Here is a 14,795-nt window from a genome sequence, read left to right as displayed (position 1 = left end):
GCTCCACCCCCGCCGGGAGTGAGAGCGGCAGCACCTCCGTGGCGCGCCGTTCCCCCGAGTACAGAGCCCCCGTGACCCCCATCAAGCGGGCTCCCAGTTCCCGAGAGGACGAGAACGAATTGCGCACCATCACCACCGTGCATCCCCGGTCCTACAACGACGCCAAGTCCATCGGGGAGGCCTTCCGGGACGGCACTCCCGTGATCATGAACGTCTCCGACATGGGCGAGTCCGAGGCCAAGCGCCTCGTGGACTTCGCCGCGGGCCTGGTCTTCGCGCTGCACGGCTCCATCGAGCGCGTCACCGCCAAGGTGTTCCTGCTGACCCCCTCCTTCGTGGAGGTCAGGGACCAGGGGCACACCGATGAGATCGACGAGGCCCCGAGCTCCCTCGAGCAGGTCGAGGGCTGATCGTGAACCTCGCGCTGTCGATCGTCTACCTGGTGGTCCACGTCCTCTACATCGCCCTGATTGCTCGGCTGGTGCTGGACTGGATCCAGATGTTCGCGCGCGGGTGGCGGCCCAGGGGTCTGGCCCTCGTGGTCGCCTCCACCATCTACTCGCTGACCGACCCGCCCATGAACGCGCTGCGACGGCTCGTGCCGCCGCTGCGGTTCGGCGGGGTGGCGCTGGACCTGGGGTTCCTGATCCTGGTCTTCGTCATCAGCATCCTGCAGACCATCGTGGGTGGCCTGCTGTTCCGGGTCTGACGGCCTGAGCGCGGTCCGGGGCACGCGGTTGTATCCTGGGCCGGAACCCACCGCGGCCGTTGGAGCGCGCAGGCGGATCCCGAGGACCCGAGCGGTCCCGTTCTACACGAGGAGTGAGAAGATCTCATGGCTTTGACACCCGAAGACGTCATCAACAAGCGGTTCCAGCCCACCAAGTTCCGTGAGGGCTACGACCAGGACGAGGTGGACGACTTCCTGGACGAGGTCGTCGTGGAGCTGCGCCGCCTGCACCAGGAGAACGACGCCCTGCGCAAGCAGGTGGAGACCCTGGGCGGCCGTCCCGAGGAGACCGTCACGGCCTCCGACGACGCCGCGGGCACCACCGACTCCACGGTCGCCCCCGCCGCCGCGTCCTCGCGCTCCGACGAGAACAGGACCACCGTCTCCGAGTCCGTCACGGTGGCACCGGCCACCACCACGGAGGCGGCGTCCAGCATCGGCTCGGCCACCGCCGACACGACCACGAGCCACGAAAGCGCCACGACCACCGCCGCCGCCGCGACCACCGGCACGAACGGCACCCAGGCCGGCACCGCGGCGTCGTCGGTCCCGGCCGGCGCGAAGACCGCACCCGAGGCCTCCGACGCCTCGCAGTCCGCCGCCGCCGTGCTGGCCATGGCGCAGAAGCTGCACGACGACTACGTCTCCCAGGGCCAGGCCGAGCGCGAGCGCCTGATCACCGAGGGGCGCACCCAGGCGGACCACCTGGTGGCCGAGGGCAAGCGCACCAAGGAGGAGACGCTGTCCTCCCTGGAGACCGAGAAGGTGGACCTGGAAGCCGCCGTGGCCCAGCTGCGCGCCTTTGAGACCGACTACCGCGGCAGCCTCAAGAGCTTCATCAACGGGCAGCTGCGCGATCTCGACAACACCGGTTCCCTCGCCCCCACGGACGCCTCCAAGGCCGTGACGGGCAAGCGCACGGGCACCAAGTAAGCGCCTGTGACCGATCACCCCTCGCACGCAGCGGCGGCTCCCGTTCCCACCCGGACGGGCCGCCGCTGCGGCATTGTGGCCCTGGGCGTGGCCGCCGCCGTGCTCTGCGCTGACCAGCTCGTGAAGCTGTGGGTCGTGGACAACCTGGCGCTGGGCCAGGAGTACCCTGTGGTCCCCGGGCTGCTGTGGTGGGAGCACATCCGCAACAGCGGGGGAGCGTTCTCCCTGGGCTCCGGCTCCACCTGGTTCTTCACGCTCGTGATGGCCGCCGTGGCCGTGGGCATCCTGTGGCTGCTGCGCCGGGTGCGGGACATGTGGTGGGCCCTTGCCCTGGGACTCGTGCTCGGAGGCACCGCGGGCAACCTCACCGACCGGCTGCTCCGGGAGCCCGGCGTCGGGCGGGGACACGTGGTGGACTTCATCGCGGTGCCGCACTTCGCCATCTTCAACCTCGCGGACTGCGGGGTGGTCGTGGGCATCGGCTTCGTGCTGGTGCTCATCCTCACGGACCGTGACCTGGAGGGACGGCGCGGGGACAGCCCCGAGGAGGACACGGTGGTCGACCGTGAGCACTGAGCGCACCCGCCCCACGGGCTCCGATCCGGAGTACGCGGACGAGCGGTTCACCGCCTCCGCAGAGCATGAGGGCCTGCGGCTCGACGCCGCCGTGGCGGCCTGGACGGGCCTGTCCCGGTCCGCGGCCGCGCAGCTGTGCGCCGAGGACCGTGTGACCCACAGGGGCCGGCCCGTGGGAAAGTCGCACCGGGTGGCGATGTCAGAGACCTACACCGTGCAGGTGCCCGTCCCGGAGGACCCCCACCGGATTGCCCCGCAGCACGTGCCGGACCTGCGTCTGGTGCACGTGGAGCCGTCCTACGTGGTGGTGGACAAGCCCGCCGGGGTGGCCGCCCACCCCTCACCCGGGTGGAAGGGGCCCACCGTGGTGGGCGCCCTGGCCGGGGCGGGAATCTCCGTGGCCACCTCCGGTGCACCGGAGCGCCAGGGCATCGTGCACCGGCTGGACGTGGGCACCTCCGGGCTCATGGTGGTCGCGCGCCAGGAGGGTGCGTACTCCCAGCTCAAGCGGGCGTTCAAGGAGCGCACGGTCACCAAGGTGTACCACGCCGTCGTCCAGGGCATCCCGGACCCGCTGACCGGGACCATCGACGCACCCATCGGGCGCCACCCCGGGCACGAGTGGCGCTTCGCGGTGCTGGAGGGCGGGCGGAACTCGGTGACGCACTACGAGGTGCTCGAGGCCTTCGGCCGGGCGTCGCTGGTGGAGGTGCGCCTGGAGACGGGACGCACCCACCAGATCCGCGTGCACTTCAGTGCGCTGCACCACCCGTGCTGCGGTGACCTCACCTACGGCGCGGACCCCGCGCTCTCGGCCGGACTGGGGCTCACGCGGCAGTGGCTGCACGCCAAGCGCCTGGGCTTCACCAGCCCCGCCACGGGGGAGCACGTGGAGTACGAGAGCCCGTACCCCACGGACCTCGCCTACGCGGTGGAGACCCTGCGGGAGGGCGGTCCGCAGCTGTGACGGATCTCCGGCCGGATCCCCACGCCCGGGTGGGCCGGATGTCCGGACCCCGTCCTAGAATGGGCCGGTGACTTCGGCGACCGGCAAAAAAGGCTTCACCCATCTCCACGTGCACACCGAGTACTCCATGCTGGACGGTGCCGCGCGCCTGAACGACCTCTTCGAGGAGTGCCACCGGCTGGGCATGGACTCCCTGGCCACCACGGACCACGGCTTCGTGTTCGGGGCGTTCGACTTCTGGAGCAAGGCGAAGGCCGCCGGCATCAAGCCCATCATCGGCGTGGAGGCGTACCTCACCCCGGGCACGGCCCGTCAGGACCGCACGCGCGTGAAGTTCGCGGACGGCGGCCGGGACGACGTCTCCGGTGCCGGCGCGTACACCCACATGACCCTGCTCGCGCAGTCCAGCGAGGGCATGCAGAACCTCTTCCGGGCCTCCACCAAGGCGTCCCTGGAGGGCCAGCTCTACAAGCCCCGCATGGACCGTGAGCTGCTCAACCAGTACGGCAAGGGCCTGATCGCCACCACTGGGTGCCCCTCCGGCGAGGTGCAGACCCGGTTGCGGCTGGGCCAGTACGACGAGGCCGTCAAGGCCGCCGCCGAGTTCCGGGACATCTTCGGTGCCGAGAACTTCTACTGCGAGCTCATGGACCACGGGCTGGGGATCGAGAAGCGGGTCACCCAGGACCTGCTGCGCCTGGCCAAGGATCTCAGCCTTCCGCTCGTGGCCACCAACGACCTGCACTACACGCACGCCGAGGACGCCAAGTCCCACGCCGCGCTGCTGTGCGTGCAGTCCGGTTCCACGCTGCAGGACCCCAAGCGGTTCAAGTTCGACGCGGACGAGTTCTACCTCAAGTCCCCCGAGCAGATGCGCGAGCTCTTCCGGGACTTCCCGGAGGCGTGCGACAACACGCTGGAGATCGCGGAGCGCTGCGAGGTGGACTTCGACACCTCCGCCAACTACATGCCGCGCTTCCCCACCCCCGAGGGCGAGGACGAGACCTCCTGGTTCATCAAGGAGGTGGAGAAGGGGCTGCACTACCGCTTCCCGGACGGCATCCCGGACGACGTCCGGGAGCAGGCGGAGTACGAGAAGAAGATCATCATCCAGATGGGCTTCCCCGGCTACTTCCTGGTGGTCGCGGACTTCATCAACTGGTCCAAGGACAACGGCATCCGTGTGGGCCCGGGCCGTGGCTCGGGCGCCGGTTCCATGGTGGCCTACGCCATGCGCATCACCGAGCTGAATCCCCTGGCGCACGGTCTGATCTTCGAGCGCTTCCTCAACCCGGACCGCGTGTCCATGCCCGACTTCGACGTGGACTTCGACGACCGCCGCCGCTCCGAGGTGATCCACTACGTCACGGAGAAGTACGGCGACGAGCGCGTGGCCATGATCGTCACGTACGGCACCATCAAGGCCAAGCAGGCGCTGAAGGACTCCTCCCGCGTGCTCGGCTACCCGTTCTCCATGGGGGAGCGGCTCACCAAGGCCATGCCGCCGGACGTGATGGGCAAGGGCATCTCCCTGCAGGACGTCTACGACAAGGACGCCAAGCGCTACGACGAGGCCGGCGAGCTGCGCGAGGTGCTCGAGGACGACCCGGAGTCCATGAAGGTCTTCGAGACCGCCCAGGGCCTGGAGGGACTCAAGCGCCAGTGGGGCGTGCACGCCGCGGGCGTGATCATGTCCTCGGACCCGTTGATCGACATCATCCCGCTCATGCGCCGCGAGCAGGACGGTCAGGTGATCACGCAGTTCGACTACCCCACGTGCGAGGGCCTGGGGCTCATCAAGATGGACTTCCTGGGGCTGCGCAACCTCACGATCATCTCGGACGCCCTGGAGAACATCAGCCTCAACCGGGACGGCTTCGTGCTGGACCTGGAGCACCTGCCCATCGACGACCCCGGCTCCTACGAGCTGCTGGCCCGCGGGGACACGCTCGGCGTGTTCCAGCTAGACGGCGGGCCCATGCGCCAGCTGCTCAAGCTCATGCGCCCCGACAACTTCGAGGACATCTCCGCGACCATCGCCCTCTACCGACCGGGGCCCATGGGTGCGAACTCCCACACGAACTACGCCCTGCGCAAGAACGGGGCGCAGGAGATCACCCCCATCCACCCGGAGCTCGCGGAGCCGCTCGAGGAGATCCTGGGCACCACCTACGGCCTGATCGTCTACCAGGAGCAGGTGATGGCCATCGCCCAGAAGGTGGCCGGCTACTCGCTGGGCCAGGCGGACATCCTGCGCCGCGCCATGGGCAAGAAGAAGAAGGCGGAGCTGGACAAGCAGTACCAGGGCTTCCACCAGGGCATGGTGGACCGCGGGTACTCCGAGGCGGCCATCAAGGCCCTGTGGGACATCCTGCTGCCGTTCTCGGACTACGCGTTCAACAAGGCCCACTCCGCCGCCTACGGTCTGGTCTCCTACTGGACCGCGTACCTCAAGGCGCACTACCCGGCCGAGTACATGGCCGCGCTGCTCACCTCGGTGGGCGACGACAAGGACAAGCTGGCCCTGTACCTCACCGAGTGCCGTCACATGGGCATCACGGTGCTGCCGCCCGACGTCAACGAGTCCGAGCTGAACTTCACCCCTGTGGGCTCGGACATCCGCTTCGGCATGGGCGCGGTGCGCAACGTGGGCGCCAACGTGGTCCAGGCCATGGTGGACGCCCGCAACGAGCAGGGGAAGTTCACGTCCTTCAACGACTTCCTGGCCAAGGTCCCCGCCGTGGTCTGCAACAAGCGCACCATCGAGTCCATGATCAAGGCCGGTGCCTTCGACCAGCTGGGCCACACCCGCCGCAGCCTCGTGATGTGCCACGAGCAGGCGGTCGAGGACGTCGTGGCGCAGAAAAAGAAGGAGGACAACGGGGAGTTCACGTTCGACATCTTCTCGATGGGCGGTTCCGAGGACGAGGACCAGGAGACCTTCTCCGTGGAGGTCCCGGACGTTCCCGAGTGGGAGCGCAAGGACCTGCTTGCCTTCGAGCGGGAAATGCTCGGGCTGTACGTCTCGGACCACCCCCTGCGCGGGCTCGACGACGCCCTGGGCCAGTACACGGACACGGCCATCGCCCCGCTGCTCACCGAGGAGAACACCCGGCCCGACGGCGCCGTGGTCACCATCGGCGGCATGATCACGTCCCTGTCCCGCAGGATCGCGAAATCCTCCGGCAACGCCTACGCCCGTGTGGAGCTGGAGGACCGCTCCGGGTCCATCGAGGTGATGTTCTTCGGCAAGGCGTACGCGCCGATCGCCGGGGTGCTCACCGAGGACCTGATCTGCGTGATCAAGGGCCGGATGCAGCGCCGCGACGACGGTTCCATCACCATTTCCGCCCAGGAGCTCACGGTGCCCGAGCTCAGCGTGGACGGCTCCTCGGGGCCGGTGTGCGTGGCCCTGCCCGAGCACCGCGCCACGGAGGCCACGATCCGCCAGATCGGGGAGGTGCTGCGCAACCACAAGGGGGACTCCGAGGTGAGGATCCACCTGGACACCCGGCGCTGCACCCAGATCATGCGGCTGGGACCGGAGTACCGGGTGAATCCCTCGCCCGCGCTGTTCGGGGACCTCAAGGTGCTGCTCGGACCGGCGTGCCTCGAGGCGTGAGTCTGCGGGCACCCCGGTGGGGTGCGCGCCACGTGTGCGAGGCGGGACTGCTCCGTGGCTCGTGCGCCGGGCCAGCTCCCGCCCGCTCCCGCCCGGCACGCTCCCGAGTCCTCGCGTGGTGGCGTCGCGTGGTGCGGTGGACGCGCGATTGTAGACTGGACCGGTGAACCAGCACACCATGACGTCCACCGATTCCGGCCTGCCCGAGGCGTACCTGCGCGTGATCGACCTGCGCGGTCAGCACCTGGGCTGGGACGAGCTGCGGAGGGCGGTGCCCCGCCAGGCGGCGTCGTCGGTGGCCGAGGCCGAGGACAGCGTGCGGGCCATCATCGAGGACGTGCGCACCCGGGGGGTCGGGGCCCTGCGCGAGCTCGCCCAGCGCTTCGACGGCGTCGCGCAGCACCGCATCCGCGTGGCCCCCGAGGACATCGAACAGGCCGTGGCCGGGCTGGACCCTGCCGTGCGGCACGGGCTGGAGACCGCGATCGAGCGCACCCGGGCCTTCGCCCGGGCCCAGCGCCCGCGGGACGCCACCGTGGAGGTCGCCCCCGGGGCCACGCTGCACCACCGCTGGAAGGCCGTGCGCCGGGCGGGGCTCTACATCCCCGGAGGACTGGCCGTCTACCCGTCCTCGGTGGTCATGAACGTGGTCCCCGCGCAGGCCGCGGGCGTGGAGTCCGTGGTGCTGTGCTCACCCCCGCAGAAGGAGTTCGGCGGTCTCCCGCACCCCGTGGTCCTCGGGGCCGCCGGGCTGCTGGGCGTGGACGAGGTCTGGGCCGTGGGAGGCGCGCAGTCCCTGGCGGCCATGGCCCACGGCGTCACGGACGGACAGGACGTCCTGGAGCCCGTGAACACGCTGTCCGGGCCCGGGAACATCTTCGTGGCCACCGCCAAGCGGCAGCTGCGCTCCGTGGTGGGCGTGGACGCCGAGGCAGGCACCACGGAGATCGCGGTGCTCGCGGACGACTCTGCGGATCCGCGCTTCGTGGCCGCGGATCTGATCTCGCAGGCGGAGCACGACCCCGCCGCCGGATCGGTGCTGATCACCGACTCCCCGGAGCTGGCCCGCGCGGTGGCGCACGAGTTCGCCGCGCAGGTCCCGGCGGCCCGGCACCGCGAACGGATCGCCACCGCGCTGCGCGGGCCGCAGTCGGGCGTGGTCCTCACGGACGGGCTCGAGCAGTCCGTGGCGGTGGCCGACGCCTACGCCGCGGAGCACCTGGAGATCCACACGCGCGACGCCCGCGCGGTGGCCGGGCGCATCCGCAACGCGGGCGCGGTCTTCGTGGGCCCCTACAGCCCGGTCCCGCTCGGCGACTACGCCGCGGGCTCCAACCACGTGCTCCCCACGGGTGGCACCGCGGTCTTCACCTCGGGCCTGCAGACCGCGTCGTTCATGAAGGCCGTGCAGGTCATCGAGTACGACCGGGAGGCGCTCGCGCAGCTCGAGGGGGACATCGTGGCGCTCGCCGCGAGCGAGGACCTCCCCGCTCACGGCCGTGCGGTGACCATCCGCTCCGAGCCGGCCCGCGTCCGGGCGGACTCCCTCGTCCAGGACGGCGCCGAGGCCGCGTCCCCCACCCCGCCCCGGGAGGGCTGAGCCGTGCACTGCCCGTTCTGCCGCCACAACGACTCCAAGGTTGTGGACTCCCGCACCTCGGACGACGGCACCTCCATCCGCCGTCGGCGCCGCTGCACGGAGTGCGGTCGGCGGTTCTCCACGCTGGAGACCACGTCCATCTCGGTCATCAAGCGCTCCGGGGTGACCGAGCCGTTCGACCGGCAGAAGATCGTCAACGGTGTGCGCAAGGCGTGCCAGGGCCGCCCCGTGAGCGAGGACGACCTCGCGATGCTCGCGCAGGAGGTCGAGGAGTCCATCCGCGCCTCGGGCAGCGCGGAGGTCGAGGCGCACGACGTCGGGCTGGCGATCCTGCCGCCCCTGCGCCGCCTGGACGTGGTGGCCTACCTTCGCTTCGCGTCGGTCTACCAGGCGTTCGAGGACCTCGAGGACTTCGAACGGGCCATCGACGTGCTGCGGGACCAGCAGGCGGAGCTCGCGGGGCAGCAGACGCTCGTCCCGCCCGCCGGACGGACCACGGCGGGCACGGCCCCACGACGCCGCCCGGCGAGGAAGGGTCCGCAGGACGCCGAGGCCGCCCCGGACCAGGACGCTTCCGAGGCGGGAGCGGAACAGGCGGCGAGCGAGAAGGCCGCGGCGCCGCGGCGTCGTCGGCCGAAGAAGCCTGCGGAGGGCATCACGCAGCCGCGGCTGCTGTGACGGGCCGCTCGGTGCCGGTGCCGTGACCCGCCCCGGGCCGGGGAGCGGCGGACACCGACGAGCCGCGGGGGACACCGGTGCCCGGACTGCTACCCTCGCCTCGTGACGGATCAGCAGAACTCAGGCGAGACCAGTGCAGGACAGATCGAGGTGGTCCCGGCAGCACCCGCGGACACCGCTCGTGCGGCAGCCACTCTCGGTGCCGCGTTCGCCGTGGACCCGCACGTGGTGGGCTTGCTGCCCCACGGGGACGTGACGGCGTCGCTCACGAGGATGTGGGAGCGGATCGTGCGCGAGACGTTCGGAGCCGGGGGTCACGCGTACCTCGCCGTGCGGGCCGGCGAGCAGCAGCCGCTGGGGGTGGCGCTGTGGGAGGCGCCCGGGAGCAAGGTGTCGCTGGCCGGGATGATCCCGGGACTGCTCACGTACCTGCGCGTCTTCCGTCATCGGGTCCCGGACGCCCTGATCACGGAGCTCCTCGCCCACCGCGCGCACCCGTGCGCGCCGCACTGGTACCTCAAGGCCGTGGGGACCCTGCCCGACGTGCGGGGTGCCGGCGTGGGCAGCCTGCTGATCCGGGACCGGCTGGCCGCCGTGGACCGGCAGCACGTGGGCGCCTACCTGGAAGCCTCCACGGCGGATCTCGTGCCGTACTACGAGCGCTTCGGTTTCCGCTCGCGCGGGCCGGTGCCGAGCCGGGGCACCGTGGATGCCCTGGGGATGTGGCGCCCGCCCACGGCGTGAGCGGGAGTTCGCGCAGCGGGGACCGTTGCCGGCGCCCGCCGTCCTCGGGGACGCAGGCATGTGGTGGTGGGCCCTGCCGGGATCGAACCGACGACATCTACGGTGTAAACGTAGCGCTCTACCAGCTGAGCTAAAGGCCCGGGGATCGGGTGGGCACGACTGGTACAGCTGCCAGCACCCGATTGGGAGCCAGCCTACCGGCACACCGCGGCCCCACCCAGCGGGGTGGTCGTGAGCTTGCGCACGTGACCTGAAGCGCGCCCGCCGTGCGTTTGACACGTGGGCGTCACGATGCGTTAAGCTTGAGGAGTTCGGTGCGAGAGTAGCGAACGGCAAGGGGACGCTGGTGCGCTTGATCGCTTTCGGGCGTGACAGATACGGCGGTTCGATTCCGTCGGTCTCCACCACTGCAGAAGAAGCCCGGGATCACGTGGTTCCGGGCTTCTTCCATGCCCGCCCTCTCCCCGCGGGGACGCCGCCCCGGGCGGTGCGCCGTGTCGGCCAGGGTGCGTAGGCTAGGAGCCATGGCAGCAGAAAAGAAAGCAGACATCGGCGTGACCGGCCTGGCCGTGATGGGCGCCAACCTCGCTCGCAACTTCGCACACCACGGGTACACCGTGGCGCTGCACAACCGGTCCTCCGCCAAGACGGACGCCCTGATCGAGGAGCACGGCTCCGAGGGCGACTTCATCCGGACGCAGACCATGCAGGACCTCGTGGACTCCCTGGAGCGTCCGCGCCGCGTGCTGATCATGGTCAAGGCGGGGGCTCCCGTGGATTCCGTGATCGAGCAGCTCACTCCGCTGCTGGACGAGGGCGACATCATCATCGACGGCGGCAACTCGTACTTCCAGGACACCCGCCGCCGGGAGCGCGAGTGCGCCGAGAAGGGCCTGCACTTCGTGGGCGTGGGTGTCTCCGGTGGTGAGGAGGGCGCTCTCAACGGGCCGTCCATCATGCCGGGCGGTTCCGAGGAGTCGTACCAGACCCTGGGGCCCATGCTCGAGGACATCTCCGCCAAGGCGGACGACGGCGCCCCGTGCTGCGCGTGGATCAGCACCGACGGTGCCGGGCACTTCGTGAAGATGGTGCACAACGGCATCGAGTACGCGGACATGCAGGTCATCGGCGAGGCCCACGAGCTGCTGCGCTCCGTGGCCGGGCTGGAGCCCGCCGAGCAGGCGGACGTGTTCGACGAGTGGAACACCACCGAGCTGTCCTCCTACCTGATCGAGATCACCGCCCAGGTGCTGCGCCAGGTCGACCCGAAGACCGGCAAGCCGTTCATCGACATCGTGGCGGACGCCGCCGGTCAGAAGGGCACGGGACGCTGGACCGTGCAGGAGGCCCTGGAACTGGGTTCTCCCGTCACGGCCATCGCCGAGTCCGTTTTCGCCCGTGCGCTGTCCTCCTCCGAGCCGGCGATGCGCCAGCAGGCCCAGGAAGTGCTGCCCGCGGGCATCGGCGACACCACCGAGGACGTCGTGAAGGACCCCGGGTTCGTGGACGACGTCCGCAAGGCGCTCTACGCCTCCAAACTGGTCTCCTACGCCCAGGGCCTGGACATGCTCACCATGGCCGGGCGGGAGTACGGGTGGAACCTGGACCTCGCCACGATCGCGAGCCTGTGGCGCAACGGCTGCATCATCCGGGCCGAGCTGCTCAACGTGATCATGGCCGCGTACGAGGGGGACAAGGCTCCGCTGAACCTGCTGTTCGCCCCCGAGTTCGTGACCTCCATCGAGGACGCCCTGCCGGCGTGGCGCCGCGTGGTGGCACGCGCCGTCGAGCGCGGCATCCCCGCCCCGGTGTTCTCCTCGGCGCTCGCGTACTACGACGCACTGCGCCGCCCGCGCCTGAACGCGGCCCTCACGCAGGGGCTGCGGGACTACTTCGGGGCGCACACCTACAAGCGCATCGACGACCCGGACTCCAGCTTCCACGTGCTGTGGAGCGGGAACCGTGCCGAGGTGGTCTCCTGAGCCGGGCACCGCACCTCGGCGTGCGCGGCACGTGAGGCGACGACGGGCCGGGCTCCCCGTGGGGGACCCGGCCCGTCGTCCTCTCTTCCGGCTGAGTGGTGACCCGGCCGCCGGATCAGATCCACATGGCGGGGTCGATGTACGCGGCGGGGTCCACGAGCGGCTCCTGCTTCTCGGGGGTGCGGCGGCGGATCTTGCCGGGAATGCCGGTGACGATGGAGTCCTCGGGCACGTCCTTGACCACCACCGCGTTGGCGCCCACGGCGGAGTCCCGGCCCACCGTGAGGGGACCGAGGATCTTGGCCCCGGCCCCGATGGTCACCCGGTCCTCCACCGTGGGGTGGCGCTTGACGGGCTCCAGCGAGCGGCCGCCCAGGGTCACGCCGTGGTAGATCATCACGTCGTCACCGATCTCCGCCGTCTCCCCGATCACCACGCCCATGCCGTGGTCGATGAAGAAGCGCCGCCCGATGGTGGCACCCGGGTGGATCTCCACACCCGTGGCGAAGCGCGCGAGCTGCGAGACGGTGCGGGCCAGGAGGCGCCGTTCCGGGTTCTGCCACAGCCGGTGGGAGAGCCGGTGCGCCCAGATGGCGTGCAGGCCGGAGTAGTTGAGGAGGATCTCCGCGCTCGAGCGCGCGGCGGGATCGTGTGCCCGGGCCGTGTCGAGGTCTTCGTGCAGTCTGCGCCAGAAACCCACGTGAGCTTCCCCCCTGAATGTGCTGGTTCGGATGACGGTGGAGCGAGCACGTGACAGTGCCCGGGACGCGTGGTGACGGGGTGCGTCCCGGGCACTCACGGGTGCTGCGCGGGATCAGCCCCGGATGTCCTCGTAGAGGATCGTGGAGATGTAGCGCTCGCCGTAGTCGCACACCACGGCCACGATGAGCTTGTCCCGGTTCTCCTCCTTGGCGGCCTCCTGCAGCGCCGCCCAGATGATGGCGCCGGTGGAGATCCCGCCCAGGATCCCTTCCCGGGAGCCCAGCTCGCGCGCGTACTTCACGGAGTTCTCCACCGTGACGTCGTAGACGTCGTCGTAGATCTCGCGGTCGAGGACGTCGGGCACGAAGTTGGCGCCGAGGCCCTGGATCTTGTGGGGACCTGCCTTGCCCTCGGTCAGCAGCGGAGAGTCGGAGGGCTCCACGGCCACGAGGCGCACCCCGGGCTTCTGCTCGCGCAGGTACTTGCCGGCTCCGGAGATCGTGCCGCCCGTGCCGATGCCCGCGACGAAGACGTCCACGGCGCCGTCGGTGTCGTTCCAGATCTCGGGGCCCGTGGTCTCGTAGTGCACCTTGGGGTTGGCCGGGTTCGCGAACTGGCTGGCGAGGATGGCGTTCTCCGTGGTGTCCACGATCTCCTGGGCCTTGTCCACCGCACCGCGCATGCCGTCAGCACCGGGGGTCAGCACGATCTCCGCGCCGTACGCCCGCAGCATCACGCGCCGCTCGGTGGACATGGTCTCGGGCATGGTCAGGATGACCTTGTAGCCGCGTGCGGCGCCCACCATGGCCAGGGCGATGCCGGTGTTGCCGGAGGTGCCCTCCACGATCGTGCCGCCGGGCTCGAGCTGCCCCGAGGCCTCCGCGGCGTCCACGATGGCCTTGCCGATCCGGTCCTTGACCGAGTTGGCGGGGTTGTAGAACTCGAGCTTGACGGCCACGTTGCCGGGGAGGTCCTCGTCGAGGTGGTTGAGGCGCACCAGGGGAGTGCCCCCCACGATCTCGGTGACGTCGTTGTAGATCTTGCCCATCGTCTGTCTCCTGTTCAGCAGGTTCTGTTCGGTGCTTCGCCGTGACGGCTCAGCGGTGCCGTTCGGCAGTGCCCAGAGTCCGTTTCAGCGTATCGGTGCGCTGTCCAGCCGGTTCAGTCCGTGAGCCACACGGCGTAACGTTTGCGGACCTTCGCGAGCTTGGGGTTGATGATCACCTGGCAGTAGCCGTTGAAGGGCTGGTTGCCGTAGAAGTCCTGGTGGAAGTCCTCGGCCTCGTGCAGCGGACCCAGCGGCTCCACCGTGGTGACCACGGGGTCCTCGAACCAGTCCTGGACACGGGTGATCGCGGCCTCGAAGAGTGCCTTCTGCTCCGCGTCCGCGGGGAACATCGCGGAGCGGTACTGCGTCCCCACGTCGTAGCCCTGGCGGTTGAGCGTGGTGGGGTCGTGGCCCGTGAAGAACAGGTCCAGGATCACGTCCGCGGGGACCACGGAGGGGTCGAAGGTGACCTCCACGGCCTCGGCGTGGCCCGTGGTTCCCGAGCACACGGATTCGTAGTCCGGGTGGGCGGTGTGCCCGCCCGTGTAGACGCTGCGGACGCGCTGGACGCCGCGCGTCCTGCGGTACACGGCGTCGAGACACCAGAAGCAGCCACCGGCCAGCACGAACGTCTGCGGTGTGGATGAAGTCATGCCCTGTACAACGCGTGACGCGCCAGAAGATTCCCGGGCGCCGCCCCGCCGCGCTCCTAGGATGGGGCCATGAGCACCGAAGTCCCGAACCCCCTCACGCACCCCACGCTGCAGGACGTCGTCGCCGCGGCGGACACCCTGTGGCCCTTCCGGTGGCAGGAGGACTGGGATGCCTCAGGGCTCGCCGTGGGACGGCCCGAGGCCACCGTGCAGCGCATCCACCTTGCCGTGGACCCGGTGGCGGCGGTGGTTCGGGAGGCCGTCGAAGCGGGCGCGGACCTGCTGCTCACGCACCATCCCCTGCTGCTGCGCGGTGTCACCTCCGTGGCCGCGGACGGTTTCAAGGGCCGCACCGTGCACGAGCTCGTCGAGAACAGGTGCGCCCTGCTGAGCTGCCACACGAACGCGGACTCCGCGCGTCGCGGCGTCTCGGACGCCCTGATCGCGGCCTGCGGGGTCAATGCCGACGACGCCGCGCCGCTCGTCCCGCGCGCCGGCGACCCCCGCGCGGGGCTGGGCCGGGTGGGCACACTGGACGAGCCCGTGACCCTGCGGGAGCT

Annotated in this window: 13 protein-coding genes, 1 tRNA gene and 1 pseudogene; 11 read left to right on the top strand and 4 right to left on the bottom strand. The window is 70.2% G+C overall.

Features of this window, described 5'->3' with window-relative positions; translation table 11 throughout:
* The 9 genes and pseudogenes from CWC38_RS07890 to CWC38_RS07850 form a co-directional block, all read left to right on the top strand.
* Positions 1-410 (top strand): cell division protein SepF (locus CWC38_RS07890; protein ID WP_133306239.1); only part of this gene is annotated, 410 nt, incomplete at its 5' end.
* A gap of 2 nt (positions 411-412) precedes the next feature.
* Positions 413-709, top strand: a complete 297-nt coding sequence (locus CWC38_RS07885; RefSeq protein ID WP_121846235.1) for a YggT family protein — start codon at positions 413-415, stop codon at positions 707-709.
* A 126-nt stretch (positions 710-835) separates the two neighbouring features.
* The gene (locus CWC38_RS07880; RefSeq protein ID WP_121846234.1) at positions 836-1,663 is read left to right on the top strand and encodes a DivIVA domain-containing protein; all 828 of its coding nucleotides are present in this window, start codon (positions 836-838) and stop codon (positions 1,661-1,663) included.
* Positions 1,664-1,669: 6 nt separating this feature from the next.
* Positions 1,670-2,239: a signal peptidase II gene (gene lspA / locus CWC38_RS07875; protein ID WP_121846233.1), complete on the top strand. Its 570-nt coding sequence runs from the start codon at positions 1,670-1,672 to the stop codon at positions 2,237-2,239.
* Positions 2,229-3,206 carry an RluA family pseudouridine synthase gene (locus CWC38_RS07870; RefSeq protein ID WP_206059877.1) on the top strand — a complete coding sequence of 326 codons (978 nt, stop codon included), beginning with the start codon at positions 2,229-2,231 and terminating at the stop codon, positions 3,204-3,206. The genes lspA and CWC38_RS07870 overlap by 11 nt, the downstream gene beginning before the upstream one ends.
* Before the next feature lie 127 nt (positions 3,207-3,333).
* On the top strand, positions 3,334-6,828 hold the full coding sequence (dnaE, locus tag CWC38_RS07865) for a DNA polymerase III subunit alpha (RefSeq protein ID WP_240625156.1): 3,495 nt from the start codon (positions 3,334-3,336) through the stop codon (positions 6,826-6,828).
* Positions 6,829-7,006: 178 nt separating this feature from the next.
* Positions 7,007-8,428 carry a histidinol dehydrogenase gene (gene hisD, locus CWC38_RS07860; protein ID WP_121846236.1) on the top strand — a complete coding sequence of 474 codons (1,422 nt, stop codon included), beginning with the start codon at positions 7,007-7,009 and terminating at the stop codon, positions 8,426-8,428.
* A gap of 3 nt (positions 8,429-8,431) precedes the next feature.
* Positions 8,432-8,881 (top strand): annotated as a pseudogene (gene nrdR, locus CWC38_RS07855) (transcriptional regulator NrdR); the annotation flags it as partial.
* A 327-nt stretch (positions 8,882-9,208) separates the two neighbouring features.
* Entirely contained in the window at positions 9,209-9,850 is a 642-nt protein-coding gene (locus tag CWC38_RS07850; RefSeq protein ID WP_121846230.1) for a GNAT family N-acetyltransferase, read from the top strand.
* A 64-nt stretch (positions 9,851-9,914) separates the two neighbouring features.
* Here CWC38_RS07850 and CWC38_RS07845 read toward each other — a convergent pair.
* A tRNA-Val gene (locus CWC38_RS07845) sits at positions 9,915-9,990 on the bottom strand.
* A gap of 384 nt (positions 9,991-10,374) precedes the next feature.
* Here CWC38_RS07845 and gnd point away from each other — a divergent pair.
* A complete protein-coding gene (gene gnd, locus CWC38_RS07840; RefSeq protein ID WP_121846229.1) occupies positions 10,375-11,832 on the top strand; it encodes an NADP-dependent phosphogluconate dehydrogenase in 1,458 nt (485 codons plus the stop codon).
* Positions 11,833-11,947: 115 nt separating this feature from the next.
* On the opposite strand, the gene epsC is transcribed toward gnd, so the two are convergent.
* From epsC to msrA, 3 genes are all read right to left on the bottom strand, one after another.
* Positions 11,948-12,532: a serine O-acetyltransferase EpsC gene (epsC, locus tag CWC38_RS07835; RefSeq protein WP_121846228.1), complete on the bottom strand. Its 585-nt coding sequence runs from the start codon at positions 12,530-12,532 to the stop codon at positions 11,948-11,950.
* Between the two features lie 114 nt (positions 12,533-12,646).
* Entirely contained in the window at positions 12,647-13,582 is a 936-nt protein-coding gene (gene cysK / locus CWC38_RS07830; protein ID WP_121846227.1) for a cysteine synthase A, read from the bottom strand.
* A 113-nt stretch (positions 13,583-13,695) separates the two neighbouring features.
* Positions 13,696-14,235 (bottom strand): peptide-methionine (S)-S-oxide reductase MsrA, encoded by a 540-nt coding sequence (gene msrA, locus CWC38_RS07825; protein ID WP_121846226.1) that lies wholly within the window; start codon positions 14,233-14,235, stop codon positions 13,696-13,698.
* A gap of 69 nt (positions 14,236-14,304) precedes the next feature.
* Between msrA and CWC38_RS07820 the strand changes: the two genes are divergently transcribed.
* Positions 14,305-14,795 (top strand): Nif3-like dinuclear metal center hexameric protein (locus tag CWC38_RS07820; protein WP_206059876.1); only part of this gene is annotated, 491 nt, incomplete at its 3' end.

This window comes from Kocuria tytonicola, from assembly GCF_003687455.1.
GTDB classification, from domain to species: domain Bacteria; phylum Actinomycetota; class Actinomycetes; order Actinomycetales; family Micrococcaceae; genus Kocuria; species Kocuria tytonicola.
This window is presented reverse-complemented; position numbering and strand designations above follow the sequence as displayed.

What these genes read in the sequence shown, in the direction of transcription:
- CWC38_RS07880 (WP_121846234.1), top strand. Translation starts at nt 836, where the DNA reads ATGGCTTTGACACCCGAAGACGTCATCAACAAGCGGTTCCAGCCCACC.
- hisD (WP_121846236.1), top strand. Translation starts at nt 7,007, where the DNA reads ATGACGTCCACCGATTCCGGCCTGCCCGAGGCGTACCTGCGCGTGATC.
- cysK (WP_121846227.1), bottom strand. Translation starts at nt 13,582, where the DNA reads ATGGGCAAGATCTACAACGACGTCACCGAGATCGTGGGGGGCACTCCC.
- dnaE (WP_240625156.1), top strand. Translation starts at nt 3,334, where the DNA reads ATGCTGGACGGTGCCGCGCGCCTGAACGACCTCTTCGAGGAGTGCCAC.
- msrA (WP_121846226.1), bottom strand. Translation starts at nt 14,235, where the DNA reads ATGACTTCATCCACACCGCAGACGTTCGTGCTGGCCGGTGGCTGCTTC.
- gnd (WP_121846229.1), top strand. Translation starts at nt 10,375, where the DNA reads ATGGCAGCAGAAAAGAAAGCAGACATCGGCGTGACCGGCCTGGCCGTG.